At 47.6% G+C, this 25,404-nt stretch carries 23 protein-coding genes; 11 read left to right on the top strand and 12 right to left on the bottom strand.

Features of this window, described 5'->3' with window-relative positions; genetic code table 11:
- Positions 1-3: 3 nt before the first annotated feature.
- Together OX890_RS16845 and pepA are read right to left on the bottom strand one after the other, a co-directional pair.
- On the bottom strand, positions 4-507 hold the full coding sequence (locus tag OX890_RS16845) for a DNA polymerase III subunit chi (protein ID WP_126492482.1): 504 nt from the start codon (positions 505-507) through the stop codon (positions 4-6).
- A 343-nt stretch (positions 508-850) separates the two neighbouring features.
- On the bottom strand, positions 851-2,359 hold the full coding sequence (gene pepA, locus OX890_RS16840; RefSeq protein ID WP_106649869.1) for a leucyl aminopeptidase: 1,509 nt from the start codon (positions 2,357-2,359) through the stop codon (positions 851-853).
- A gap of 243 nt (positions 2,360-2,602) precedes the next feature.
- On the opposite strand from pepA, the gene lptF reads away from it, so the two are divergent.
- Positions 2,603-3,715, top strand: a complete 1,113-nt coding sequence (gene lptF / locus OX890_RS16835; protein ID WP_268649607.1) for an LPS export ABC transporter permease LptF — start codon at positions 2,603-2,605, stop codon at positions 3,713-3,715.
- Positions 3,712-4,770, top strand: coding sequence for an LPS export ABC transporter permease LptG (lptG, locus tag OX890_RS16830; protein WP_006085768.1), 1,059 nt, complete (start codon positions 3,712-3,714; stop codon positions 4,768-4,770). The genes lptF and lptG overlap by 4 nt, the downstream gene beginning before the upstream one ends.
- 127 nt (positions 4,771-4,897) lie before the next feature.
- On the opposite strand, the gene OX890_RS16825 is transcribed toward lptG, so the two are convergent.
- The 5 genes from OX890_RS16825 to OX890_RS16805 all read right to left on the bottom strand — a co-directional run bounded on the left by OX890_RS16825 (position 4,898) and on the right by OX890_RS16805 (position 8,251).
- Positions 4,898-5,407, bottom strand: a complete 510-nt coding sequence (locus OX890_RS16825; protein WP_006082594.1) for an RDD family protein — start codon at positions 5,405-5,407, stop codon at positions 4,898-4,900.
- A 54-nt stretch (positions 5,408-5,461) separates the two neighbouring features.
- Positions 5,462-5,719 carry a DUF2960 domain-containing protein gene (locus tag OX890_RS16820; protein ID WP_006082593.1) on the bottom strand — a complete coding sequence of 86 codons (258 nt, stop codon included), beginning with the start codon at positions 5,717-5,719 and terminating at the stop codon, positions 5,462-5,464.
- A 29-nt stretch (positions 5,720-5,748) separates the two neighbouring features.
- On the bottom strand, positions 5,749-6,099 hold the full coding sequence (locus OX890_RS16815) for a DMT family protein (protein WP_006082592.1): 351 nt from the start codon (positions 6,097-6,099) through the stop codon (positions 5,749-5,751).
- Positions 6,096-6,593 carry a GNAT family N-acetyltransferase gene (locus OX890_RS16810; protein ID WP_006082591.1) on the bottom strand — a complete coding sequence of 166 codons (498 nt, stop codon included), beginning with the start codon at positions 6,591-6,593 and terminating at the stop codon, positions 6,096-6,098. The genes OX890_RS16815 and OX890_RS16810 overlap by 4 nt, the downstream gene beginning before the upstream one ends.
- 152 nt (positions 6,594-6,745) lie before the next feature.
- Complete coding sequence (locus OX890_RS16805) at positions 6,746-8,251, bottom strand: carboxypeptidase M32 (RefSeq protein ID WP_268649606.1); 1,506 nt, start codon at positions 8,249-8,251, stop codon at positions 6,746-6,748.
- Positions 8,252-8,314: 63 nt separating this feature from the next.
- Between OX890_RS16805 and OX890_RS16800 the strand changes: the two genes are divergently transcribed.
- From OX890_RS16800 to OX890_RS16790, 3 genes are all read left to right on the top strand, one after another.
- Positions 8,315-8,881: a DsrE family protein gene (locus OX890_RS16800; RefSeq protein WP_259569559.1), complete on the top strand. Its 567-nt coding sequence runs from the start codon at positions 8,315-8,317 to the stop codon at positions 8,879-8,881.
- Between the two features lie 106 nt (positions 8,882-8,987).
- The gene (locus OX890_RS16795; protein ID WP_006085764.1) at positions 8,988-9,623 is read left to right on the top strand and encodes a YqiJ family protein; all 636 of its coding nucleotides are present in this window, start codon (positions 8,988-8,990) and stop codon (positions 9,621-9,623) included.
- Between the two features lie 36 nt (positions 9,624-9,659).
- Complete coding sequence (locus OX890_RS16790; RefSeq protein ID WP_006082587.1) at positions 9,660-11,438, top strand: flotillin family protein; 1,779 nt, start codon at positions 9,660-9,662, stop codon at positions 11,436-11,438.
- Between the two features lie 193 nt (positions 11,439-11,631).
- Here the strand turns inward: OX890_RS16790 and OX890_RS16785 are convergent, their stop codons facing one another.
- Positions 11,632-13,998 carry an OmcA/MtrC family decaheme c-type cytochrome gene (locus tag OX890_RS16785; protein WP_268649605.1) on the bottom strand — a complete coding sequence of 789 codons (2,367 nt, stop codon included), beginning with the start codon at positions 13,996-13,998 and terminating at the stop codon, positions 11,632-11,634.
- Between the two features lie 355 nt (positions 13,999-14,353).
- Here OX890_RS16785 and OX890_RS16780 point away from each other — a divergent pair, with 355 nt between their 5' ends.
- From OX890_RS16780 to OX890_RS16770, 3 genes are all read left to right on the top strand, one after another.
- Positions 14,354-14,998 carry a 4Fe-4S dicluster domain-containing protein gene (locus OX890_RS16780; protein ID WP_006085762.1) on the top strand — a complete coding sequence of 215 codons (645 nt, stop codon included), beginning with the start codon at positions 14,354-14,356 and terminating at the stop codon, positions 14,996-14,998.
- Positions 14,999-15,014: 16 nt separating this feature from the next.
- Positions 15,015-17,138 (top strand): aldehyde ferredoxin oxidoreductase, encoded by a 2,124-nt coding sequence (locus OX890_RS16775; protein WP_310473067.1) that lies wholly within the window; start codon positions 15,015-15,017, stop codon positions 17,136-17,138.
- A gap of 81 nt (positions 17,139-17,219) precedes the next feature.
- Complete coding sequence (locus OX890_RS16770) at positions 17,220-17,741, top strand: hypothetical protein (protein ID WP_310454482.1); 522 nt, start codon at positions 17,220-17,222, stop codon at positions 17,739-17,741.
- Between the two features lie 200 nt (positions 17,742-17,941).
- Here the strand turns inward: OX890_RS16770 and OX890_RS16765 are convergent, their stop codons facing one another.
- The 3 genes from OX890_RS16765 to OX890_RS16755 form a co-directional block, all read right to left on the bottom strand.
- A complete protein-coding gene (locus tag OX890_RS16765) occupies positions 17,942-18,694 on the bottom strand; it encodes a substrate-binding periplasmic protein (protein ID WP_006082582.1) in 753 nt (250 codons plus the stop codon).
- Positions 18,695-18,853: 159 nt separating this feature from the next.
- A complete protein-coding gene (locus tag OX890_RS16760; protein WP_012197426.1) occupies positions 18,854-19,489 on the bottom strand; it encodes a DUF2913 family protein in 636 nt (211 codons plus the stop codon).
- A 99-nt stretch (positions 19,490-19,588) separates the two neighbouring features.
- A complete protein-coding gene (locus tag OX890_RS16755) occupies positions 19,589-20,236 on the bottom strand; it encodes a peroxiredoxin-like family protein (RefSeq protein ID WP_006085757.1) in 648 nt (215 codons plus the stop codon).
- 416 nt (positions 20,237-20,652) lie between these two features.
- On the opposite strand from OX890_RS16755, the gene OX890_RS16750 reads away from it, so the two are divergent.
- From OX890_RS16750 to OX890_RS16740, 3 genes are all read left to right on the top strand, one after another.
- Entirely contained in the window at positions 20,653-20,868 is a 216-nt protein-coding gene (locus OX890_RS16750) for a TIGR02450 family Trp-rich protein (RefSeq protein WP_107402354.1), read from the top strand.
- A gap of 467 nt (positions 20,869-21,335) precedes the next feature.
- Positions 21,336-22,238: a homocysteine S-methyltransferase family protein gene (locus OX890_RS16745; protein WP_268649603.1), complete on the top strand. Its 903-nt coding sequence runs from the start codon at positions 21,336-21,338 to the stop codon at positions 22,236-22,238.
- 9 nt (positions 22,239-22,247) lie between these two features.
- Complete coding sequence (locus OX890_RS16740) at positions 22,248-23,648, top strand: basic amino acid/polyamine antiporter (protein WP_006085754.1); 1,401 nt, start codon at positions 22,248-22,250, stop codon at positions 23,646-23,648.
- A gap of 142 nt (positions 23,649-23,790) precedes the next feature.
- On the opposite strand, the gene OX890_RS16735 is transcribed toward OX890_RS16740, so the two are convergent.
- Positions 23,791-25,092, bottom strand: coding sequence for a DEAD/DEAH box helicase (locus tag OX890_RS16735; protein WP_011847413.1), 1,302 nt, complete (start codon positions 25,090-25,092; stop codon positions 23,791-23,793).
- Positions 25,093-25,404 lie beyond the last annotated feature (312 nt).

Below are 25,404 nucleotides of genomic sequence, written 5' to 3'. Positions count from 1 at the left end.
AAACTAATTAAGTGGATGTGTTGCTAAGTCTTGGGTCTGTAAATTGACCCCTAAGCCGCGATACTGTCGATAACGTTCGCGAGCGACCGCTTTATGCTGATCGTCATTGGCAACAAAATCGATAATGTGGCCAAAGTTTACCGCAAATGGGGGCGCTTGGTCTGCAAGATTAATCAGAACTTGGCGACTTTTGTTGGCGCCGAGGCGATCAAAACCAATTTCTACCGGCGATCCCGTCATCGGGCCTTCACCTTTAAGGTTATGAGGTACAAAGGCACTTGGCTCAAACTGCCATAAAAGTTCATCAATCGCATGGGCTTGCTGCTTATCTTGGCAATGGATATAGACCCATTGTTGTTTCACAAAAGCCTGCTGCGCCAGTTGGCATGCCAAAAGATGCATCTCGCAAAGTGCAGGGTTCGAATTCACGGTTGCAACAGGTGAATCAGCCTTGGCCTTGGCAGTTAATGCCACTGGCGGCATGAGATAAAACAGCACTTGAGTCATGATTTCAATGCCTTGCTTCACTTGTTTTAGTGGCGAACGAAAGCAGCAGTTTACACTAAAAGTCAGTATGGGTTAATGCTTGGGGCAAACCTTACGCTGAGCTTTTATCTATCACTGTCTTGCGGGGCTTAATGGGATGCTTTCAAGTCGCTTTTGATGACTTAGGTTTTATTGTTATCTGTTGAAAATATTATTTTAATAGCATCTGTTTTCTAGATTTTCTAACTCAAGCCCTTATTCAGGAAATTGATGTTCAGAATAAAATAGTGAATAAAAAAGGCGAAGATTTTCATCTTCGCCTTTGATTTCTCTGGTCTTTAAAACACTAAGACCAGATAGTCGGCTATTCGCCTAGTTCAACGCCTGCACGATTGATCAGGAACTGAGTCAATAGTGGCACTGGACGACCCGTAGAACCTTTGTTAGCACCGCTATTCCAAGCTGTACCCGCAACGTCTAAGTGAGCCCAGTTGTACTTTTTAGCAAAGCGCGAGAGGAAACATGCTGCTGTGATAGCACCTGCTGGACGACCACCTAAGTTGGTCATGTCAGCAAATGGACTGTCGAGCATATCTTGATACTCATCCCACAATGGCATGCGCCATGCGCGGTCACCACTTTGCTCACCGGCACTTAATAGCTCGTGTGCCAGTGGGTTATGCGATGAGAATAGACCCGATGCGTGTTTACCAAGGGCAATTACGCATGCGCCAGTCAGGGTTGCAGTATCGATAACCAGTTCAGGATCGAAACGCTCAACATAGGTTAATACGTCACACAGAACTAAACGGCCTTCTGCATCGGTATTTAACACTTCAACGGTTTGACCTGACATAGTGGTCAGAATGTCACCTGGACGGTAAGCATTACCCGATGGCATGTTTTCACAGCCAGCCAGAATACCTACAACATTGATAGGTAACTTCATGTCACAGATGGCTTTCATGGTGCCGATAACACCTGCTGCGCCGCCCATATCATATTTCATTTCGTCCATGGCTTCGCCAGGTTTTAATGAAATACCGCCCGAGTCGAAGGTTAACCCTTTACCGACTAATACGATGGGTTTTTCTGTGCTATCGACAGCACCCTTGTATTCCATCACTGTCATGATGGATTCGTTAGCACTGGCGCGACCGACTGCAAGGTATGAGTTCATGCCCAGTTTGGCCATTTGCTCTTCACCGATAGTGGTGACATGCAGGGTGTCGTGCATTTCAGCCATTTGGCGCGCTTGCGAGGCCAAATAGGCTGGATTACAGATATTAGGTGGCATGTTGGCCACATCGCGACATAAGTGCATGCCGGCAGACACTGCCATACCATGCTCGATAGCGCGCTCACCTAAGGTTAATTCACGGCGAGTGGGTACATTGAACACTAATTTACGCAGTGGACGGCGGGTTTCACCTTTGCGGGTCTTTAGGGCATCAAAGCTATAAAGACTGCTATTGGTGGTTTCAACCGCTTGGCGCACTTTCCAATACGTATCGCGTCCTTTCACGTGCAGTTCAGTTAAGAAGCAAACCGCTTCCATTGAACCCGTTTCGTTAAGGGTGTTGATTGTCTTAGTGATGATTTGTTTGTATTGGCGTTCGTCTAGTTCTCGTTCTTTGCCACAACCCACTAATAATACACGTTCACTCAATACGTTAGGAACATGGTGCAGCAACAACATCTGGCCAGGTTTACCTTCCAGATCGCCGCGACGCAGTAGGTTACTGATATAACCTTCGCTAATTTTATCTAATTGCTCCGCGATACCCGACAGACGACGGGGTTCATAAACACCGACCACGATACAGGCTGAGCGTTGTTTTTCGGGGCTACCGCTCTTTACGCTAAACTCCATGAGCACTCCTAGATTCTTAAAGACAAATTTTTATATTTATTGGATAATGTCTGCTTGTCCCGAAAAGGGCCTAAGTTATTACTCCAAAGGTGATTTATTCTCGGCGCTTGAGTCACGCATTTCGTGACGTTAAGTTTACCTAGAACCCCTGAAGCTGGTCAGAAAACTATCAAAAGTAAACAGTTTACATGAAAGTTAGTCTGTTACCAGCAAAAAGATAAGTTTAGAGACCGGATCCTGCCTGTGATTGTATTTAAATACCTTATTCGAGAAGTTTTAAAGGCACAAATTGCGGTACTTTTAGTGCTGTTAACTATTTTTATTAGCCAGCATTTCGTGCGTATACTGGCCGATGCCTCCGACGGCGATTTTCCCGCCTCTTTAATCATGACCCTGATAGGGCTTAACTTGCCTTATCTGGTGATCTTAGTCCTACCGTTAAGTTTGTTCTTGGGGATTTTACTGGCCCACGGCCGTATGTATTCCGAAAATGAAATGGTCATTCTCCACGGTGTTGGGGTCAGTGAGTGGTATGTCACCCGCGTGACGCTGATTCTTGCCGTGATCAATATGTTGTTTACCGGCTATTTATCCCTTTATGTCGCCCCTTGGGCAGAAGAGCAGCAAAACCAAGTGCTCGAAAAAGCCCAGTCCGAAGCCGGGCTTGCGGCCTTAGTACAAGGGCGTTTTCAGGCGAGCCCGAATGGTCGCGCGGTATTATTTGTAGAACGTATAGGTAAAGATAACGAGTTAGATAAAGTGTTTGTGGCCCAGTTGCCAGACCCTGATGACGAAACCGGCGTCACCAATGTGGTGGTGGCCAAAGGTGGGCGAGTGCAGGAAGATAGCTCTGGTGCGCAGCAATTGAACCTGAATTATGGTGTGCGTTATCAAGGCAGCCCGAAGGCGAAGGACTACCAAATGATCGAATTTGGTGGTTATAAAATGCAAATTAAAGAGCAGCAAGTCGACGAGCGTCGGCGTAAGTTATCTGCGCTGCCCGTCGATGAGCTCGTAAAAGTCGAAGGGGCGGAAGCCGTTGCCGAATTCCATTGGCGTCTTGCCATTCCGCTGGCGATTCCGATCATGACTTTGATTGCGGTGCCACTGGCGCGGGTGAATGTGCGTCAAGGTAAGTTCGCTAAAATGTTCCCTGCAGTACTCTTGTACCTTGGCTATTTTGGCCTCATGGTCGCCGGACGTAAGGCATTGCAAGATGGGATTATTCCATTGTATTTAGGTATGTGGTGGATCCATATTTCGGCGCTCTTGATGGGGCTGTTCTTGCTCGGCAAAGATAGGCCTATATTTAGTCGTATCTCGACCCTGTTTGCCCATAAGAAGGTGGCGGCATGAAGATATTAGACCTTTATATCGCCAGAGTATTGTTAAGCACTTCAGCGCTGTGTTTGCTGGTGTTGACAGGCTTGTCGGGCATCATCAAATGGGTTGACCAGCTGCGCTTAGTCGGTCGTGGCACATACAGCATGATGGATGCGGGCATCTATGTGTTGTTTTTAGTGCCACGGGATATCGAAATGTTTTTCCCTATGGCCGTGCTGCTGGGCGCGTTGATTGGCATGGGAATGCTGGCATCGAACTCTGAACTTGTAGTGATGCAAGCTTCTGGCATGTCACGTTTGCAGATCACTATGTCGGCGATGAAAACCGCTGTTCCCTTGATGTTGCTGGTGATGGTGTTAGGGGAGTGGGGCGCACCGATTGCTGAGCAAAAGGCTAATGAGTTGCAAGCCATTAAACTCTCAGGCGGGAGTTTAATTAAGTCCCATCGCGGTATTTGGGCAAAGGACGGTGATTTGTTCGTGAACATTGGTGAAGTTGAAAACATCAATAAACTCAACAACATTACGCTTTATAAGTTCAATAGCGAACTCAAGCTCACCAACGTTGTTCATGCGGACCGCGCGGTGTTTTCCCAAGACCGTTGGCGTTTATTCGACGTCAAACGTACTGATTTAAGCTATGAGAAAGTCGTGCTTGAATATCTGGAAGAAGATCAATGGCAGTCGAGTTTAACGCCGGATAAACTCAGTGTGGTTTCGATTAAACCTGAGGCGTTATCTATCCGCGGTCTAGTCGGTTATCTCGATTACCTTAAGACCAACAGCCAAGATCCTAGCCGCTATGAATTGGCGCTGTGGCGCAAGGTGATGCAGCCGGTGACTGTTGCTGTGATGATGTTAGTGGCACTGTCGTTTGTATTTGGGCCGCTGCGAACTGTGACTATGGGCGCGCGAGTATTGCTCGGGGTTGTTGCGGGTTTTAGTTTTTATATCAGTAATGAGATTTTCGGTCCTATGAGCATAGTGTATGAGTTACCTGCCTATGTGGGGGCTGTGGCACCAAGCTTGCTGTTTACCGGCGTTGCCTTCTACTTTATCCGGCGATGATACTCATCTTATTACTCCCCATTTAGTTTATAAGAATAGTTTATAAGAACAGTCCCTAAAAAATAGCCCATAAAAAACGACGCTTTTGCGTCGTTTTTTTATGCTAACAATTTACTAGAAACTAAACTTAGGCGCCGTGCCAGTTACGCATTTGATTGGCTTCTTTAGACAATACAACCACTTCAGAGCGGGTCATACTATCTTGTAGGGCAAGCTTGTTGCCATTGATGAGGATCCACAGATTACCAATGCCGAGCAGTGACCAAACGATGCGAGCGTAGGCCGTGATCATGCTTAAGTTTTGGCCGTTTGGGTGTTGGATCTTAAGCCGCCAAGCACGCATCCCTAAAGTTTGACCGCCCTTACTCCAGAATAATGCGTAGAAAGTGCCGACACACAAGACGAGCCAGAGTTGATAAATACCATGGTAAATCGGCGTGCCATTGAGCGCGTCAGAGACATGCTCAAAGCCATTCATGCCAGCCAATCCTGAAGCGGTAAGGCCGTAGAAAATGCCAAAGCCTACAGCGCCAGAAACCATATAAACGGCCACGGCTAACAGCGAATCGTAAACGGCAGCACCTAAGCGGCGAAAGAATCCCGCACGGGGAAAGTTAGCATGTTCGGTATTGAGCATCACAGTGTCCTGTTTTTAAAGTGCTTAAAGCGAATACAAAAATGAATAACCTGCCTAGGCTTCTGGTTCTTCGTCTCTAACAAAGTGGATATTGCTAAAGCCAAAGCGGGCAAATTCTACTTTTCTGAATTCTTTTTCAGCCTTAGCACCCTTGCGCGACGTCATGGCGACTTGTTGCTCCATGGCTAAAAATTTGGTCAGATCGATACCTTCGGCTTCGGCCACGGCTTCATATAAATCATGGTGTTTGTCGTAGCTAAAGGCGATAGTTTTAGTCTTACCTTTGAAGGTATAAGTGACTTGACGGGCCATGGGTGAGCTCTCCTGAAATAAGTCTGAAATTAATTAAATTCACTTCTAAAAATAAAATACACAGCACCTAATATGCACAATCCTGCCCACAGATAATCGAGCTTCAATGGCTCTTTCATATAGAAATAGGCAAAGGGGACGAACAGACTTAAGGTGATGACTTCTTGTAAAATTTTTAACTGGCCGACATTCATAACCGTGTAACCGATACGGTTAGCGGGCACTTGCAGCAAGTATTCAAATAGGGCGATGCCCCAACTCACTAAGGCGGCGATAATCCAAGGTTTTGAGCCTAAGGTTTTCAAATGCCCATACCAAGCAAAGGTCATAAAGATATTGCTCAAGCAGAGTAAACCAATAGTCGTTAGGGTTGGATTCATCTTTCATCTCTATGATTAAATTTATAAATCATATACATGGCATCGTCGGTATAACTGCCAAGGCACTTGTCTATGGCCTGAGGCTTAAAGCCCATTTTTAGCCAATAACTGTCGGCGCCTTGAACGGCAACGAGGGACAAGGAATTGAGATTATATCGATCTGCCAGCAGTGTTAAGCGGGTTAGCGCCTTAGCACCTGCGCCTAAACCTTGGGCTTTGGCTGAAAGCGCAATATCGTGCAGGTATAAAGTATCAGCCTTAGGTAAATGGGTGATGGGCTGATAGAGCGCAGGCGGCATATTGGTGGTCCAAGGGTGAGCCAAGCAATAACCGACAACTGAGCCATTTACTTCGAACACAAAACAGGACTGTGGCGATACCTGCCATTTACTTTGCAGCACGTGCAATGGCTCAGGATCCAGTTGTGAGTAACACTCATCTTGGATTGCTAAAATGGCATCCCAATCCTGTGGGGTGATTGCTCGCAGTAACATGGCCGACAATTATCCTGTTTCAAGAGTCCTGATTCAAATAAGCTCGGCATTATAACCTCAAGCAGCTTCAAAATGCAGGCTCCAACGGCAATATAAAGCGCTTTAAAACCCGTATAAACTGAGCTTTCAGCACTTTTAAGTGTCCGCAGCGGTTAAATGCCCAGATATCGTTGGCGCAGGTGACGCTCAAGATATTGACCATTTAAGGTTTCGCCCGTTGCTTGGCGGATCAGTTCATCGGTCGTGAGCAAGGATCCCTTTGACCAAATGTGCTCGCGCAGCCACTGGAATACCGAGTCCAACTTGCCTGCATCGATTAGGGCTTCAATCGGCCCTAAGGCTTTTTCCATCGTAAAACGACATTGAGCGGCATACATGGCGCCTAAGGTGTAACTAGGGAAATACCCTAGCTCACCGACAGCCCAATGGATGTCCTGCATGCAACCGTCGCGGTAATTGCCATCAGTATTGATCCCCAGTAATTGTTGCATCTGCGTCGACCAAAAATCAGGTAAATCATCGACGGTTAAGCTGCCGTCGACAAAGGCTTTTTCCGCCTCAAACCGCAGTAAAATGTGGCAGGGATAAGTGACTTCATCGGCGTCGACGCGAATAAGTCCGGGATTTACGCGGGTGTAATGCTGGGCTAATTCTTGGGCGCTGAAATGACAGTTAAGATGCTGCGCGATTTTAGGCTGCAACTGACGTAGAAATGCCGGATTTGCCCCAAGCTGCATTTCGCAAAATAGACTTTGGCTTTCGTGGACGCCCATAGAACGTGCAAGCCCAGCGGGTTGACCGCGCCACGCTTGAGGTAAACCTTGCTCGTATCTGGCGTGGCCTGTTTCATGAACTATGCCCATGATTGCGCTACTGAAATCGGTCTCATTGTAGCGGGTCGTTATCCGCACATCGCTTGGCACGCCGCCACAAAATGGATGGCTACTCATGTCCAGCCTGCCGTGATTAAAGTCAAACCCCAAAAACGCCATGACGTCACGGCCAAGGGCTTGCTGCGCGCTGATATCGAAGGGGCCATTGAGCACAAGCTTAGGCTCGTTTGCCTGCTTAGACAGCACTTCTTGGATGAGTGTCGGTAGCCAATCTTTCAGGCCGCCAAAGGTTTGTTCCAGCTTTGCCGTGGTCATTCCCGGTTCAAATTTATTGAGCAGGGCGTCATAGGGCGTGATATTTTGCGCTTCGCCGCGGATCTGCGCTTCTTCCTTGGCAAGGTCGATGACCGCTTTTAGATTGGGCTTAAAGCCCAGCCAATCATTATTTTTACGTTGCTCGCGCCACGCATTCTCACATTGATAGGCCATCTTGGTTTTGGCTTGTACTAGGTCGCCGGGCACTAAGTTGGCCTGTTGATACTGGTACAGTATTTCCCGCAGATTGGCTTCTTGCTCTGTTGAGAGTGATTCATCCGCCGCGCCGTGTAAGTGCTCGGCTAAGGCGGCTGAGGTTTTGAGACCGTGGATATGCAGCGCCAGTTCTGCCATAGCATCGCCGCGATCTTGACCGCCGCCCATGGGCATCATGGCCGCTTGGTCCCAGTCACCCAAAGCGCTGAAATGTTCAAAGTGAGAAATTTTCTGGAAATGTGCCGTCAGTTTGTCGTAACTTGGCGTTGGTACTTTAGTCTTAGGTGTGCCCATGGGATTTCCCTTCTGGCGCATAAAACCTGCGCGAATAAATAACAATAACAGGATGATAATACAATGAAGTCAAAATCATATAGCACTAAAACGCTAAAGGCCGCGCTGTGCCTGACCCTTGCCGCTATCGCTTCGACGGCGCAGGCGGGGGCCGATAAATTTGTGGCAGGGCCTGCTATTCCTGAGTTTGGTCAGATTGCCAAAGTCGACAGCATGATGCCCATTCCTAAGGGCATGAAGTTTAAAGTGGCTTTTGATATGAGTAAGGCGGCCGATGTGGGTAAGACGAATCGTCAGCTCGAAAGTTTAGCGCGTTTTATCAACATGCATGTGGCGGCAGGCGTTAAAGAAACCGATATCGAGCTGGCTATGGTGGTGCACGGTGGCGGTATTAGCGATTTAGCGGATGATGTTTTTTATGCCAAGCAGCATTCAGGTGCCGTAAACGCCAATCGCACTTTGGTTAAGGCTCTGGTTGATCACGGCGTGAAGTTTTATATCTGCGGACAGAGCGCCGCTTATTTTGATTTAACCAATGCCTCATTATTACCTGGTGTTGATATGGCATTATCGGCGATGACAGCCCACGCTATTTTGGCGCAGCAGGGTTACAGTGAAAATCCATTTTAGGGTAAATTTTTAGTTTGGAAATATGGCTTGGCTTGCTATTCTGTGGCGCATAAGTCGATAATTACAGTGAAATAAATGGAATGCTGTATTGTTCAAGGAGATGACTATGTGGGCGTTTTTAGTTGAGCAGCCTAATTTACCTTACACCATAGCTTTTGCCTGTGTTCTGGCCCTCGGTGTGTTTGAAGCCTTCGCGTTAGTCATTGGCTTAAGCATGATGAGTGCGCTAGACCAATGGGTGCCTATCGATGCGGATTATGACGCAGATGTCAGCCCTGGCGGACTTACTGGCATTGCCGGTTGGCTGTGCCTCAATCGACTGCCGTTATTGATTTGGTTTGTGCTCGCGCTGACCAGTTTTGCGATAGCGGGCTATATCGTCAATTTTATCAGTTTCAATGTCGCTGGCCTTTTACTGCCGCAATTGTTCACTTTACCGATAGCCATAGTTGCGAGTGCCTTTTCTTGCCGTTATTTCGGTCGAGTGCTGGCCGAACATCTGCCGAAAAATGAATCGAGCGCGATTTCGCTTGATGATTTGAGCGGCTATGTCGCGACTATTACCTTAGGCTGCGCCATCAAAGGCATGCCCTCTGAAGCCGTTGTGCGTGATAAACACCAACAAAAACATTACGTCTTAGTCGAGCCTGAAACCTCGGGCATCGAGTTTGCCTCTGGCACTCAAGTGGTGCTACTTAAGCGTGAAGGCCGTGTCTGGTCTGCTACGCGTTTTGATAATTAATCGTCCCCAGCCATAAATCAATTGAAAGGAAATCAAATGGATGTGTTAACTGATATCGGTTCATCCGGTAGTTTTATTTTGCTCGTTGCCGGTATGGTGTTACTTGGCTTTATCGTGATCGGGTTAATTTTTGCCAAGTTATATAAACGTGCAACCAAAGAAATGGCCTTTGTGCGTACCGGCTTTGGCGGTGAGAAAATCATTAAAGATGGTGGCGCTATCGTACTGCCAGTGCTGCATGAAACCATTTCGGTCAACATGAATACCCTGCGTATCGAAGTGGAAAAAACTCAGAAAGATGCGTTGATCACTAAAGACAGAATGCGTGTCGATGTGAAGGCCGACTTCTACTTACGTGTTGCCCCAAATTCCGATGGTATTTCGATGGCGGCGCAAACCTTAGGTACGCGCACAAACCGCGTTGAAGAGCTTAAAAAGCTGATGGAGTCTAAGTTTGTTGACGTACTCCGCGCCGTTGCCGCTGAAATGACCATGACAGAAATGCATGAGCAGCGTGCCGATTTTGTGCAACGTGTGCAAAATAACGTGGCTAACGATCTGGAGAAAAATGGTCTCGAACTCGAGTCGGTTTCGTTAACGGGTTTCGATCAAACTGATCTACAGTTCTTCAATGAAAACAACGCATTCGACGCCGAAGGTCGTGCACGTCTGGCGAAAATCATTGAAGAGAAACGTAAAGAAACCAACGATATCCAACAGGATAACCGGATTAAGATCGAGCAACGTAACCTCGAAGCCGAAAAAGAATCCCTAGAGATTGAAAAGTCGGAAGAAGAAGCACGCCTGATCCAGCAACAGTCTTTGGAATTTAAACGCGCCGATCAAAAAGCGGAAATCATTAAGCAGAAAGAAAATAAGGCCCGTGAAGAACGTGAAGCCGAAATTGCTAAAGAACGCGCTATCGAAACGGCTCAAATCGAAAAGACGAAAGATATCGAAACCCGCGAAATTGAAAAGTATAAGTCGATTGAGCAATCGCGCATTCAACAGCAAAGGGATATCGAAGTTTCTGAGCAGGAAAAACGCATTGCGGTTGCGGCGAAATCTGAAGAAGAATCTGCTGCCCGTGCCCGTGCTGCTGAAGCCGAAAAACTGAAAGTGGAGAAAGAAGAAGCGGTAATCACAGCGCGCCAAGTGGCCGAAGCGAATCGTCGCAAAGAGATTGAAGTGATTGACGCCCGTAAAGAAGCTGAGCGTGATGCGGTAGGTGTAACTGTACAAGCCGAAGCCGAGAAACGTGCCGCTGAAGACAGATCGAGTGCGATTTTGATTGAAGCGCGCGCTAGCGCCGATGCGAAAAAACTGCAGGCCGAAGCAGATGAGAAAGTCTATGCCGTTGAAGCTGCGGGTAAGCAAGCACTTTACGAAGCTGAAAACGTCTTGAGTGATGAGCAAATTGCCCTGCAAAAATCCCTCGCGATTTTAAAAGCGTTGCCTGAAATTGTGGCACAAGCCGTTAAACCGTTGGAAAACATCGAAGGCATTAAAATTCTTCAAGGCTATGGCGCTGGCAATCAATTTGCCGCGGGTGGCGAAGGCGCTCACCATCAAGGTGGCATTGCCGAGCAAGTCACCAGTGCCGCATTAAACTATCGCGCTAATGCGCCGGTGGTTGATGCCATGCTTAGAGAATTGGGCTTAGTGAACGGTGATACTGGCACCTTGAATGATTTATTGAACGGCAATAATACGTTAACCGCCGAGGCGTTAAGTGGTGTGAAGTCGTCTCATGCTGAGCTTAAAGATTACAGCCAAACGCATGTGGTCGAGAGTCAAAGCGTGCCTAAGCTGTAAAGTCGACTTAGCGAACTCTATGAGGTTAACTTCATGAGGTTAGCTCTATGAGATTAAATCCGCCATGTAAGCTTTTGCGCTGAGTGAAGTCAGCACTGATTCAAGGCTTGATAAATCAGCTTGATTAAATAAAACCGCTCGCATTATTGCGAGCGGTTTTGTTTTGGGGCGAGATAAAATTTAGCGGCACTATTTAGTGCACCTTATCGACACCCGATGAGCGACCTTCGGCGTGACAGATGGCGCAGGACTCTTGCCCCGCTTGATAAATTCGCCCTCCGCTGGCATCGCTTTGATAAACCCCACCAAAGCCACGTGCATGAACCACTAAGCTATCTGTTTGTGTATGACAGGCGGCGCAGGTTGCCAAGGTTGGCGAATACTCGGCAATTTGACCATTGTTGACCGCATCGGGTGCGGCAACTAACAGGGATTGCTCAGCACTCAGTCCCGCGAGATCCAGTTGCCCAGCGCTATGGCAAACACTGCAATTGTTTTTAGCATTCGGGTAGGTGAGTTCTGGGCGTGGGTTGCCAAAACCAACGACAGTACGGGTTCCCGCGTGCAGTGAATGCACTAACTCCCTGTAGCTCAAGGTATTGTTGATGGTGCGATAGGGCTTGATTTGGTCGGCACCTGGAGTATGCATTATGCCTGCATTGAGGTACATGATCGCATCATTGCTATGGCAGCTTTGACATTGTCCATCTGTTAGCGCGGTTGCGGTTTGCGGTGCGTGGCAGGTACCGCAGCTGCTAGTAGGCTCAAAAATCCCCCTCATTTGATGCGCCGACAGGACTCTGTCCTCTAATCCTTGATCATGACATTGGCGACAAGCCTTTTCATCGACCTTAGCCTTTGCCGTAACCGTTTGACCTTGCAGGGTGAGCGTATTCAACGCGCTGAGGTTCACATTGTGATTGGCGATATTACAGTCAACGGCAAAGCCAGTATTTTTATCGGCGCAGAGCACCAATTTACTGTAGAGCTTAGATTGGCTCAGATCGCCAAAGTCAGCAGTCGATAAGTTAGATATAGTGACCGTTAACTGATTCGGCGCCGTGATGTTTAAGGCAACATCGCTCGTGTTTGCCAATAAATCCCACACTTTACGCTGGCCATTATTGACTGGCATGTTGGCGTGATTGGTTTCACCCGCGGCAATTAACCAGAAAGATTTAATCATGGCTTGAGTGGCGGGAAGTTGGTCAAGTTGCTGCACTTGCAGTGTGACGACTAGAGTTTGCGCCTCAACACTGAGCTGCGAGCTCAGTAACTTAACTTGGTAATCGCTCGCCAGTTTAGCGGCCGTGTTCACTGCGGCATTGTGAAATAGCCCGACACCTTGGGGATTATTGCTATCGGGGTGACAGCCGCTACAGCTGAGTGCCCATGGCTTGGCAAAAATCTCCCTATTATGGAATAACCCCGCGACAGTGCCATTCCAGTCGGCGGGAATTTGCGCTTTATGGCAGTCAAGGCAGGCGGTTTTACTGGGGATATTGTAATTGCTGCTTTGCGCCGCTGCGTCAGCGATATGACATTGCTGGCACTGGTTCATGTCGCCGGGAAAGGTCACATTGGAGAAGTCATATAACTGTCCCTTGTGGCCGACGATTTGATATTTAGCTTGGTGGATCTGGTGCGTCAATGTCGCCATATCTAAGCTGTTACCGGTTTCAGGATCGCCAGAATAAGTCGTGTGACACACCACGCAGCCCTCAAAGGCAAAACGTTTACTGCCGTGCATCAAAAGGCGGGTATCGGCATTGGCTAAATCGGCATTATGGCAACGAAAACAGGCTTGCTCAGGTGCGATAACTTTGCGGCCCATGTCCGCTGCGACAGTTTGTCCCGTGGCGGGAACAAAGTCGTATACGCTGTTGATCAACTGAGTGTCGATTGGGCTATTGGCTAACGGTTTGAGTTCTAGGTAAATCCTGTGGGTCAGTTCTGGCGTGTATTGGGTATCGAGCCCCGCAAATTGCGGATAAGCCGTCAGAGGTTTGCTAAAGGTATAACGGTAAATACCCGCGCCTAACGAGGTTAAACACGCCGCTTTACAGCTGCTTTCAATGCCCGCTTGGAATTGTGTTACGGCATTGGGCTGAGCATTGGTCGCAGGTTCCACTTGGTTGTTGATGTAGCTGGTCCATTGCAATGCGGCATCTGTCGTACTGGCGGTCTCACTCGTTGTGACAGCGCTATTCTGCGCCGCAGCGTTAGCTGTGGCTTGAGGGATGTGATAGTGCGCCTGCGGCGGTGCAAGCTTGGCGATACCAAAGCCTAAGGTGTCGAGCTCCTTAAGATTTTCTAGTCCAGTGACGGCAATGCCATTGGCGTTACTGAGAAAGAAATCGACCTGCACTTGAGTTTGCGCATCGATAGCGACTTTTTCGATTGTCGCTTTAAGAGTATCGGCCTGTTCTATGCTGATACTCACAATTCCAGGTGGGCCTTCTTTACCCTCTTCACCATCGGAACAGGCGGTCATCAGACAGACTGCAACAGCAATTGGCGTAAAGATTTTCCATTGAGAACGGTTATTCGTGTTCATCATTTTCCATTCCTTTTTAATTAGATTCTGTCGGGACTCTAATCGGAATGTATGCGTTTTAGATATTAACTGAGTTATGCGTTGAGTGGCAGTTAATTAACCGCTTTTAAACCTTTTTGATTAATTATATTGAGGTAGTTTGAATTAAATCATTATTTTAATTTTCGATATATTTAATTGTTAATTCTTAAAAGCGTTAGTCAGACACAAGTCGTGTAACTTGATCTAATATTGCCCCAATTTGGGTAAGTGTGACGCAGACGTAAAATAATAATAGATATTACTCTAGCATAAATTGTCGGGAATCAAAGTGTATGCATATTTTAATTATATTGCTTTGACTAATAAAGGATCGAATATGATTACCAGAAGAGGAATACTTAAAAGCAGTATGGGCGTTGCTGTCGGTACTGTATATCACGGGACACTGATTAGCTTTCTTACCGGTTGTGGCAGCGACAATGACAGTCAGGAAGTCGTAGAAGTCATGGCCGGTGGTTTAATGGTGGTTAACCCTGTGGTGTGTGTGAGTTGTCGACGCTGCGAGATTGCCTGCAGCTGGAACCACGAGGGCGACAGTAGTCCAACGCTGGCGCGCGTAAAAGTCGAACATAACATGAACTTCGGCCCGCATGGCATGCAATTCAACTATCACATACAGCATGGCGAATGCGGTGATGGCACCATAATTCCTGCCACTTGCCGCCAATGTGAAGTTTGTACACAAGTGTGCCCGCAACAGGCTATTTCAACCAACCCGCTAACCGGCGCCAAAGTGGTTGATGAAGAACTCTGTGTTGGATGTGGTTATTGTGCGGATAAATGTCCGCAGCAAGTGATTAAAGTCGTCCGCAGTAAAATGAAAGCCGTGAAATGCGATTTATGCAATGGCCAGCCTGCTTGTGCTCAAGTTTGTCCTACTGGGGCAATTAAATTTTATCCTTGGGATGAAGCCGAAGCTGCATTAGAACAATATGAAAAATATACCGGCTTAGTTTCTTGAATCGAGGTGAAATATGATGAGTAATATAATTGGTGGTTGGGCAGGAAAAGTCCTTAGAGTTAATTTAACGACAAATACGATTTCGTATGATCCCATAGAAAAATATTATGACTATATTGGTGGTATGGGTATTGGCTATAAAATATTGTGGGATGGTCATAAGGACAATATAAAGGCAATCGATCCTGAGAATATTATTGTCTTCTCTGCGGGGCCATTAACGGGTTCAGGCGTGATTTGTACTGGACGAACAACGATTACTTCCCGTAGTCCCGTAATTGAAAAACACCTTATTGCCGACGGTCACTTTGGTGGCCATTTTTCACCTGCAATGAAATTTGCCGGCTTCGATGCGATTGCAATTGAAGGCAAAGCGGCGAGCCCTGTGTGGCTAAAAATTGTCGATGACAAGGTCACCTTAGAACCCGCCGATGCACTATGGGGCAAAGGCATATTCGATACCCACGCCATGATAGCGCAAATGATGGGCCCTAATGCACAAGTGGCGGCCATTGGCCAAGCGGGTGAAAATCAAGTGCCGCTGTCTGTCATCATGACTCAGGGTGGGCATTCTGCGGGTGGTCATGGCTCAGTTATGGGCTCAAAAAATTGTAAAGGGATCGGCATTATCGGTACCGGCGCCGTCAAAATTGCCGCCAATAATGAAAAGATGCGCGCCTTAGATGACCATATTTTAGGGATTATCGGCGCCAATAATAATGGTGTGGTGCCTTCGACGCCGCAATCTTGGGCCGAGTACTCAGCCCCTATTAGTCGCTGGAAATCACGACCTGGCCTTAAGTGGGGCGCCGCTGATCAAGAAATCGATTTAGGCGAAGTGCCTTGGAATGAGCGTAACCGTATTGGATTTCGTACTTCGATGGCCGAAAGCTACATAGGCGTCGAATATGCCAACAAGTGGATGAAGCGCACTGGCGGTTGCCATTCATGCCCAATACGTTGTTTCTGCGAGCTTAAAGTCCCTGAACTGAAGAGTAAATATGGTCGTAAGACCGAGCATATTGCCAACGTCTGTATGGGATTCCTCGTGCCTCAGTATTTGATGGGCACTACAAACGGCTCTGAAGCACATGCAATGGCGGGAGCCTTGGGGGCACAGATCCTCGATGACTACGGCATTTGGTGTAACTATGGTTTGATTTCTCATATCTTTAAGTTTTTAAAAACACACGATATGTTCAAAGATTTACTGCCAGAAGAGGAATACAACAGCATTCCTTGGGCGCTTTGGGATAATCAAGATCCTGCTTTCTTAATCGATTTCTATCGCCGCATTGCCTACAAAGAAGGCGAAATTTCCCATATGGCGGATGGCTTATATGACTTAATCGCGCGTTGGGGATTGGATGGCACAAACCCCGCATTAGGGTATTGGGATATACATAAAGAGAGTAAAACCAAGGTCTTCAACCGAAAAACCAACGCCGCCGTGCACCATGCGAGTGAAACCGCGGGTCAGGTGGGCACTTTAATCAACGTCGTCTTTAACCGCGATGCCCAGTGCCATTCCCACATCAACATAGTTAACAGTGGGTTACCCCACGATATGACAGTCACTATCGCCGAGAAAAAATGGGGCGAGGGCGCCTTTGATAAGGTGCAGTGGTATACCCCGATTAATGCCGCTAAGGTTCGCTTTGCTAAGTGGTCTTTAGTGAAAAACGTGCTGCATGACTCGCTGACACTGTGTAATTGGATGTTTCCGCTTTTAGCATCGCCCGATAAGAACCGTAATTATGAAGGCGATAGCACCATAGAATCGCAAATGTTCAGCCTAGTTACAGGGATTGAAACCAGTGAAACTGAGTTAGATTTCAAGGCGGAAAGAGTCTTGCATCTGCACCGCGCCTTAACCATGTTGCAGATGAATGAGGGCAATATGCGTGAAGAGCACGATGTTCTCAGTGACTGGGTTTACGATATGGACCCAGACAAAAACTTTGGTGAAGAGGGCACCATCAAGATGGACCGCGCCGACATGCAAACCTCGCTGGACATGTTCTACGAAGCCTTTGGTTGGGACATTCAAACGGGAGCGCCAACGCGGGCCACACTCGACAAGTTTAGTCTGGGCTTTGTCGCCGACAAATTAGCGGCGCGAGGTTTACTACCCGCTTGAACACTCTAGTTGGGCGCTATGATTGGCGTTATGACTGGACATTATGAGTGAACACTATGACTGGGCATTATGAGTGAACAAATGATTGAACTCGTCGGTTATATCCGAGTATTTAGCCAACATGGACGTTTAGTCACGGCGGAGCAAATTGCCGCCGTGGCTGGGCTGGAATGGGATAATAAGCAAACGGTTGCGGGTTATATTCAGTTGATCCTCGATGAGGCTTATGCGGATGTGCAGATGCGTTTGTCGGATAAGCGGCATTTTTTCTATTCCGACAAAAGTATCGTTGAGCGCTATGCCGAGCAATGGTTAGCACTGGAGCGCGGTGATGCATTTGAGGCCATCATAGCTCAAATTCGCCGCAATAGTTGCCGCCATACTGAGGTGTATCAGGAGAGCGTGCTGACTTTTGCCCCCTATCTTTATGATGAGCCCCAATTAGCCAATGTGCGTGAGCAATTGCCGCAGCAGCTTGGGGCGGAAGATATCCATTATGCCGTGGATAAACAGGGCAAAGGTTACTATTACTCGACTCAAGGACTGAGCCACAGCTATGCCGCTGTCCTCGCCAATTACGATCCCTGTGAATGGTCAAACTGACATTAAGTTGAATAAGTTGAGCTATTGATAAGTGTTGATAAACCTTGGATCTGTATCGATAAGCGCCTGTGGGCGCTTTTTTATTGATGGCGGGAAATGTGGACAGATGGCATGCCGATGATGTTATAACGAAAAAAAACGATTGAGCTAAGCCCAAGCTGTAACTGTGGTCTTAATAACGCCAATGCTTGAGCATAGGATCAGCTTGTCAGTGTTTGGGTGTATTTTTTGACTATCGCATCAATCTTACCGTTGGCTTTTAGGGTTGCTATCGCTTGATTGATGGCAGGCAGCAAATCGGCATGTTCCTTACGTAACCTAAACACTAAGTCTCCATCGGAATGCACCGCCGCAAGGGCGACAGGGATCCGCAACTGAGTCGACCAATACAAGGCTGGATAATTACCGGAAATAATCGCATCGACTCTGTGTTTATCTAAGGCTTTGACTAACTCTTGCTCAGAGGTAAAGTCGGCACGGATAAAGTCCTTATCGTCGTGGTATAAATAACCGCGCACTGTCCCGATTTGTTTGCCTTTTATCTGGTCGATATCCTTATATTTACTGACATTTTCAGGCAGGGTGACCACATATTCGGTGATTTGCATTATGGGGGCGGATTTGACAAACAGCGGTCCCAAATCCTGCTTTTCAAACCAACTCGGGCTGACGATATCAAAGTCGAGTTGACCGGTTTCCAGAGCGTTATTAGTGCGCTTTGGCGGCAAGGTGAGGATTTCACCGTCGATTTTAGCGAGGGATAGAATCATCGGGATAAGTTCAGTGATCATCCCCGGCGCCTCGGCTTGATCGCCGATAAAATACGGATACCAAGAATAGGAGCCAGTGATATTGTATTTGAGCTGCTCCGCATAGGCGTGTGGTTGAGTAAAGCAAAGGGCGAACAAGGCAAATCGAACTAAGTGTTTATACTGCAAACATCGCTTAACCATATTGCTTTTATCCTTGTTATCTCTGCTTTAGCCAAGGCCTATCCGATGGCCATTCTACCTAAACTGTGTGAATAAATTGTTTATTGGGTCACAACCAGTCACATCAGCCATAGTTAAACAGTTTTCACCTTTACGCCATTACACTTTACGCTATGACGCCTAAGCCAATAGCTGACACAGGGCGGGCTGCTGATTATGCGGGAAAATTTGGTAGGTTTTATGGTGCTTAACCAAGCTGGTTTTCTTATTGCCTTGGCTCAGTAATAACCCATGGGATAGGGCGATACGCGTTAGGGTCTGTTCATCGGCGCGGACATATAAGTTGATTGGTTTGACCAACTGATTATCTTTAATATGTTGATTAAATTCTTTTGCATCAATTACTAAGCTAGATTGACCATCACCATCGAGTTTGAGCTTGGCGCTGATTTCAGTGTCAGTAAAGACTAACCATTCGGCTTGCTTTAAGGTTGCTATCATGGCATTTAATGCCGTACCCAAAGCTTGCTCCGATGTCTCAACTGTTTGATATTGATGCACTATCCTTTCTAGCAAACGCTTGAGTTCGGCGCCCGCACCTTGGCTACGAGCCAAACGTATCCAAGCCGTGAGATCGTCGGCTACCAGTTTAGAAAAGCGTTTTTCCTTTAAGGACTCGACCATCCAATTACACAAAAAATGACTTTCCTGTGCAGAAGTGCGCTGGGCTTTCTTGGTCTGTGCTGAAGCGGTTAAATCGGCAAGACCCGCAAGGGCGAGTTCGAGCACAGCTTGGTTATAGGTTTGAGAATTCATTATGACTCCGCCGCGGGCTGAAGTGATGTTATCTATTTGAACTTGGACGATATTGATTGCGGCGGAGCTAGTTTAGCAAAGCGGTCGATAAACCGATATTTATTCTTGCGATCCAACTAAACTTGCGGCGGTTAAGATCAGCTTAGGTGCGGGTCTGACCTTGTAGTTAGGATTTACATATTGGAAATGAATCAAACCTTTATCATCGCTAATATAAATGGCGGGCACAGGTAAGACTAAACGTTTGGCTCCCTCGGGAGTCGTCCACATTGGATTATCAACATGAAGACGCGAAGTATAGATTTCAGTGACCTTTTCGCTTGTATAAAAAGCTAAGCCAAAGGCTTGCGCTGCCAGCATTTTTTCATCGGAAAGCAGCAGATACTTAAGCTCATTTTTTGCCGCCGAAGCCTTAAGTTGCGCAGGTGTATCGGGTGAAATACCCACTAACTGAAAGCCCATTTTTAATAATTCAGGCTCAATCGCTTTTAACTGTCCCATTTGATTGTTACAAAATGGGCACCAGCCGCCGCGGTAAAAGAAAAAGATGGTCGGTTTTTGCTGAGTTAATTCGGCCAAATCGACGGTTTTACCCTTGATATCTTGCAAGTTTACCTTTGGAATTTGCTGACCATTGAGTAGCGGACTGATGGAAAACTCATCTCTGGCAATGGGCTGCGCCAGAGTCGTAAAGCTAGTGAGTAATAGTGTGCCTGCGAGGCAAAGTGTTTTTAGTATGGTTGACATGGACATTCCTAACGTTATCTTTCAATGGCTGCGTTTCTAAGCACCGACAGTTATCTTTTGTCTGCTCTAGTACTGAGATCTGCTTGCGTGATCTGCTTATGTAATTTGTTGCTTAAGTCATCTCCGTTGACGAGATCTTCGCTTAAGTGTTTTTTTGTAAGTGCCATTGCGCGGTCTTGCTGTATTGTTCGTATTGGCCAAGGCGCTCTCAAGCGAGTCTCTAAAGGAACGGGGATGAGCGGAAGTTATTGCATAACACCGCAAATTTACTGTTCAAGGACACATTAGACCCAACAAACTCATTTGGTATCGGGGTGGATAGGATATGAGCCCAGTTGCTCAATTAGTTGTTCAATTAGCTGATCAATAAAAGGAATGAGTGATTTCTTTTACATTAGCTGTCACGCGGAGTTTTGATGAATAAAATTAACCCTAAGAAATTACTCAACAGTAAGTGGACCGCCGTTAAGCCAACCAATAAAGAAAAACATTTTTTAGTCACTGAGATTGAATTTGATGAGGAAGGCTTAGTGATCTCGTGCTCAATTGAAGCTGTGATGTCAAAGCGAGTTATATCTATAAACTGGCATGATTTAAAAGATGAAGGCCTTTGGCTGCAGGGTTGGAAATAGTTAAACGACTTGGGTAAATACCAATCTCATATTATCCAAAGACATGGAGGGCACTCATCTTGTTCTCCACTTTTTTGCCATCATCTTCTAGGTTCTCTAGTTCATTTCGCAGCAATATCATTCATCAATGCCCTCATCATGCCCTCCATCAATGCCTTCCATCAACGATCCCATCAATATCTCGTCTCTTGCCGTCAACGGGGCATATTCTCGTAGCGCCGCGGCATCCATTTATTCAAGTTTGAGATTAATCCGTGTTTTTTACTGATATCGATTGCGGCTAAATCGAGATTCCGTTATTTTGTTGTAGCCATCTAAACGTCTAGATGGTTTTGCAGTTATTAAGGTACTCACTGAAGCTATGCATTGTCGTCATCGAACGCAGCAAGGTGCTAGGTAGCAGGATTCTCATTAACTATGAGTGCTCTAGTAAAACGAAGTCGCATAAAAAGATTGAGGTAAGCAAGATGGATAAGCAGCAACTGTGGGTTTTGGATGGTGGCATGGGGCGTGAGTTGGCAAAACGGGGCGCACCCTTTCGCCAGCCTGAGTGGTCGGCGTTGGCATTGATAGAAGCGCCGCAAACTGTGACTGAGGTGCATCAAGCTTACGTAGCCAGCGGTGCCAAAGTTATCACCACCAACAGTTATGCACTCGTACCATTTCATATTGGTGATAAGCGTTTTGTCGCCGAGGGTGAAGCGCTGGCTGCATTGGCGGGCAAACTGGCACGGGATGTCGCGGATGAACACGCAAATGCGGTTCGCGTCGCGGGTTCATTGCCACCCTTGTTTGGCTCTTACCGTGCTGATTTATTTGAGGCCGCGAGGGTGAGTGAATTGGCGCTCCCACTCATTCGAGCGCTGTCGCCCAGTGTCGATCTCTGGTTAGCCGAAACCATGAGTTTGATTGCTGAGCCTTTAGCCATCAAGGCCTTGCTGCCAGAAGATGGCAAACCATTTTGGGTTTCTTTTACCTTAGAGGACGAGACGTTAGGTAGCGAACCGACACTTCGCTCCGGTGAGCGGGTGGCAGATGCTATCGACGCGTTAGTAGCAGTCGGTGTGGATGCGATTATGTTCAACTGTTGTCAGCCTGAGGTGATTGAGGCGGCATTACAGGTGGCCAGCGATAGATTGAGTGCTCTGGGGCGTGCCGATATTCGACTCGGTGCCTATGCCAATGCGTTTCCTCCTCAGCCGAAAGAGGCGACCGCTAACGATGGTCTGGATGAGATCCGTGCCGATCTTGGGCCGCTCGATTATCTCGGTTGGGCTGAGCGTTGGCGCGCGGTAGGGGCTTCGCTTATCGGTGGTTGCTGCGGCATTGGTCCCGAACACATTCAGGCACTTGCTACTCGTTTGCGCTAAGGATTTTGTATGAAAGAGAACAGGATAGGTCTCTGGTCACTCACAGCCCTAGTGTTCAGCTCTATGGTAGGTGCGGGGATTTTTAGCCTGCCGCAAAACATGGCTGAAGTGGCGGGTGTTCGAGCTGTGCTGATTGGTTGGGGGATCACAGGTGTGGGAATCTTGGCATTGGCTGCGAGTTTCCTCTATCTGTCGCGCTTGAAGCCTGAGCTTGATGGCGGCATTTATACCTACGCGAGAGCCGGTTTTGGTGAGCTGGTGGGCTTTTTTTCTGCTTGGGGCTATTGGCTTTGCGCCACCATAGGCGTGGTGGGATATTTAGTGATTGCGTTTGCCGCCCTTGGCAGCTTTGTCGATACGCCGCAGCAAGTTTGGTTTGGCGAGGGCAATACGCTGGCCGCTTTTATCGGTGAGTCGTGCATTTTGTGGGCGGTGCATTGGTTGGTCTCCCGCGGCGTACAGCAGGCGGCGATGTTCAATCTGGTGGCGACATTAGCCAAGAGTTTGCCGTTATTGCTGTTTGTACTGTTTGCCTGCTATTACTTCGACCCTGTGACTTTTGCTCAGGACCAAGCGGCCAGCACTTTAGCTGTGCCAGTGTCGGAGCAAGTGCGTAACACTATGCTGATCACGCTTTGGGTGTTTACCGGTATCGAAGGTGCGGCTGTGTTATCGGCGCGCGCTAAAAATAAGCGGGATGTGGGCACGGCGACTGTCCTTGGCGTCGTGCTGGCGCTACTACTTTATGTGCTTATCTCTGTGTTAGCGCTGGGAATTTTGGCTCGTCCTGAACTTGCTGCGCTGCCTAATCCCTCTATGGCGGGACTGATGGGACACATGAGCGGCTCTTGGGGTAAGGCGCTGATCAGTGTTGGGCTTATTGTTTCTGTGCTGGCCTCCTATGTGAGTTGGACTCTGTTCTCGGCAGAGGTGCCTTTCAGCGCAGCCCGCCACGGTGCTTTCCCTGCCATCTTTTTGCGGCAGAATCGCAATGGCACGCCGATCGCTTCCCTCTGGTTATCTAGCTTAACAGTGCAGTTTTGTTTGATACTGGTGTGGCTGCTAGGTAAGGGGTATACCAATCTGCTACTCATTTCTACGTCGATGATTTTAGTGCCTTATCTATTGATTGGACTGTTCCTGCTGAAGCTTTCTTTGAGTGGACAGGGCAATGGGCTGATGAGAATCGTGGCGCTGGTGGCGAGCGGTTATGGACTCTGGTTACTCTATGCCGCAGGCGTCGAGTATCTGTTGCTGTCCTTGCTACTCTACGGCCCAGGGTTACTCTTGTTTCTCTACAGTCGCCGCCAACTTGTCGATGGTAAAAAGCTTAACGGACGTGAGCGATTGCTCGCGGGGGCGACGTTGCTGAGTTTGTTCCCCGCGTTATGGTCGTTTTGCTATCAATAACGGATTGTTTTTAGTTAAAGTGGGCAGTGCTTTATCGAATTGGGCATAAAAAAATCGGCCACAACAGTTGTTGTGGCCGATTTCACTAAAACACGTTAGATGGGGTTAAACGCTATGCGTTTTACACCGCCCGTTTTAGCGATTACTTAAGCTTTTTCGCTTTGCTAGGTGCTTGACCCACCTTCATTTTTACGCGGCGGCCTTGCATGTTTTTCTCAGCAGTAACTTGAGCGCCGACGTTGTCGGTTCTTTGTTGCTTCTTGGCAAAGCTACGGCGGGTTTGCAATTGTTTTAACAGCAATTCGCGGCTGCCCACTTCATAACCTGGCACAGTGACGCGGCGAATTTGTTGACCGATCAGTTTTTCGATATCGGCTAAGGTACGTTCTTCTTCGCGGCTCACGAAAGAAATGGCTACGCCAGTTTTACCCGCGCGGCCTGTACGACCGATACGGTGGACATAGTCTTCGGCGAGGAAAGGTAAGTCATAGTTGACTACGTATTCAAGGCTTGGGATATCCAGACCACGGGCGGCAACTTCGGTGGCAACCAGTACGCGTACATCACCTGCAACAAACTCACGCAGGGCGCGGCGACGACTGCCTTGGCCTTTATCACCGTGGACCACTTCTGATGGGATCCCATCTAAATTCAATTCTTTGACTAGCGTATCGGCGGCATCACGGGTCGCGGTAAATACCAAGACCTGTTGCCAGTTTTTCTTGCCAATTAGCTCAGACAGCAGTTCGCGTTTACGTCGTTGTTCAACCGGATAAACCACTTGGCTAACCGTATCGGCCGTAGTGTTTTGCTTATCAACGCTGATTACTTGCGGTTTAACCATCATGTCGTTGGCGAGTTTTTTCACTGCACTTGAGAAAGTGGCCGAGAACAACAGGTTTTGACGCTTCTTATTTACCGCTTGAAGGATCTTTTGGATATCGGCGCTAAAGCCCATGTCTAACATACGGTCGGCTTCGTCTAGGACTAAAAAGTCGACGTTCGACAGGCTTAAGTTACAGGCGGTAAGGTGCTCAAGTAAGCGACCTGGGGTGGCAACAATCACATCGGCGCCGCGTTTCAGCTTTTGCGCTTGTGTTTCTATCTTTACGCCACCATAAATGGTTAACACGCTGAAGTTTAAGTACTTGCAGTAAGCCGTAACGTTGTCAGCGACTTGAGCCGCAAGCTCACGGGTCGGCGTAAGGATTAATACGCGGGCATTCGACTTTAACGTTTCGCTTGGATTTTCAACCATCTTTTGCAGGATCGGCAGCGCGAAAGCGGCGGTTTTACCCGTACCGGTTTGGGCACTGGCTAAGACATCTTGGCCGCGGCGGATAGCAGGTATCGCTTGCTGCTGAATAGGCGTCATTTGTTGATAACCGCAATCTGAGATAGCGCGCAAAATCTCGGGGGAAAAACTAAAAGATTCAAATCTCATTTTGGATTCCTATCGTTCACTTATTCAAACATTCAAGCACCGCGAGCCTCTATTATTTACTCGACTAAGGAGAGAGGCGTGCCGACTGGCTCATTCTTCCACACAGATTTTATAAGAAAAATGGCGGGCGCGGAGTATAGCAAAAATTTCGGTTAAAACCTGAACTTTTTAGTGTTTTGGCATTTTATCTGCATCATTTTATCGCCAAGAGATAAAAGCCTTAGCGACGGCTCAGGCGGGATAGGGCCAATTTTGCAAGCACAGGGTTTGATCAGTACTGGATTGAGTATGCTCTTAGTAGAGTATGATTTA

Source organism: Shewanella sp. DAU305 (assembly GCF_026802235.1).
GTDB classification, from domain to species: domain Bacteria; phylum Pseudomonadota; class Gammaproteobacteria; order Enterobacterales; family Shewanellaceae; genus Shewanella; species Shewanella baltica.
Note: the sequence above shows the minus strand (reverse complement) of the source record. Positions and strands in the feature narration are given on the sequence as shown.

Excerpts from the sequence above, each read along its gene's own strand:
- OX890_RS16845 (WP_126492482.1), bottom strand. The coding sequence starts at position 507 with ATGACTCAAGTGCTGTTTTATCTCATGCCGCCAGTGGCATTAACTGCC.
- pepA (WP_106649869.1), bottom strand. The coding sequence starts at position 2,359 with ATGGAGTTTAGCGTAAAGAGCGGTAGCCCCGAAAAACAACGCTCAGCC.
- lptG (WP_006085768.1), top strand. The coding sequence starts at position 3,712 with ATGAAGATATTAGACCTTTATATCGCCAGAGTATTGTTAAGCACTTCA.
- OX890_RS16825 (WP_006082594.1), bottom strand. The coding sequence starts at position 5,407 with ATGCTCAATACCGAACATGCTAACTTTCCCCGTGCGGGATTCTTTCGC.
- OX890_RS16820 (WP_006082593.1), bottom strand. The coding sequence starts at position 5,719 with ATGGCCCGTCAAGTCACTTATACCTTCAAAGGTAAGACTAAAACTATC.
- OX890_RS16815 (WP_006082592.1), bottom strand. The coding sequence starts at position 6,099 with ATGAATCCAACCCTAACGACTATTGGTTTACTCTGCTTGAGCAATATC.
- OX890_RS16810 (WP_006082591.1), bottom strand. The coding sequence starts at position 6,593 with ATGTTACTGCGAGCAATCACCCCACAGGATTGGGATGCCATTTTAGCA.
- OX890_RS16805 (WP_268649606.1), bottom strand. The coding sequence starts at position 8,251 with ATGGGCACACCTAAGACTAAAGTACCAACGCCAAGTTACGACAAACTG.
- OX890_RS16800 (WP_259569559.1), top strand. The coding sequence starts at position 8,315 with ATGAAGTCAAAATCATATAGCACTAAAACGCTAAAGGCCGCGCTGTGC.
- OX890_RS16795 (WP_006085764.1), top strand. The coding sequence starts at position 8,988 with ATGTGGGCGTTTTTAGTTGAGCAGCCTAATTTACCTTACACCATAGCT.
- OX890_RS16790 (WP_006082587.1), top strand. The coding sequence starts at position 9,660 with ATGGATGTGTTAACTGATATCGGTTCATCCGGTAGTTTTATTTTGCTC.
- OX890_RS16785 (WP_268649605.1), bottom strand. The coding sequence starts at position 13,998 with ATGATGAACACGAATAACCGTTCTCAATGGAAAATCTTTACGCCAATT.
- OX890_RS16780 (WP_006085762.1), top strand. The coding sequence starts at position 14,354 with ATGATTACCAGAAGAGGAATACTTAAAAGCAGTATGGGCGTTGCTGTC.
- OX890_RS16775 (WP_310473067.1), top strand. The coding sequence starts at position 15,015 with ATGAGTAATATAATTGGTGGTTGGGCAGGAAAAGTCCTTAGAGTTAAT.
- OX890_RS16770 (WP_310454482.1), top strand. The coding sequence starts at position 17,220 with ATGATTGAACTCGTCGGTTATATCCGAGTATTTAGCCAACATGGACGT.
- OX890_RS16765 (WP_006082582.1), bottom strand. The coding sequence starts at position 18,694 with ATGGTTAAGCGATGTTTGCAGTATAAACACTTAGTTCGATTTGCCTTG.
- OX890_RS16760 (WP_012197426.1), bottom strand. The coding sequence starts at position 19,489 with ATGAATTCTCAAACCTATAACCAAGCTGTGCTCGAACTCGCCCTTGCG.
- OX890_RS16755 (WP_006085757.1), bottom strand. The coding sequence starts at position 20,236 with ATGTCAACCATACTAAAAACACTTTGCCTCGCAGGCACACTATTACTC.
- OX890_RS16750 (WP_107402354.1), top strand. The coding sequence starts at position 20,653 with ATGAATAAAATTAACCCTAAGAAATTACTCAACAGTAAGTGGACCGCC.
- OX890_RS16745 (WP_268649603.1), top strand. The coding sequence starts at position 21,336 with ATGGATAAGCAGCAACTGTGGGTTTTGGATGGTGGCATGGGGCGTGAG.
- OX890_RS16740 (WP_006085754.1), top strand. The coding sequence starts at position 22,248 with ATGAAAGAGAACAGGATAGGTCTCTGGTCACTCACAGCCCTAGTGTTC.
- OX890_RS16735 (WP_011847413.1), bottom strand. The coding sequence starts at position 25,092 with ATGAGATTTGAATCTTTTAGTTTTTCCCCCGAGATTTTGCGCGCTATC.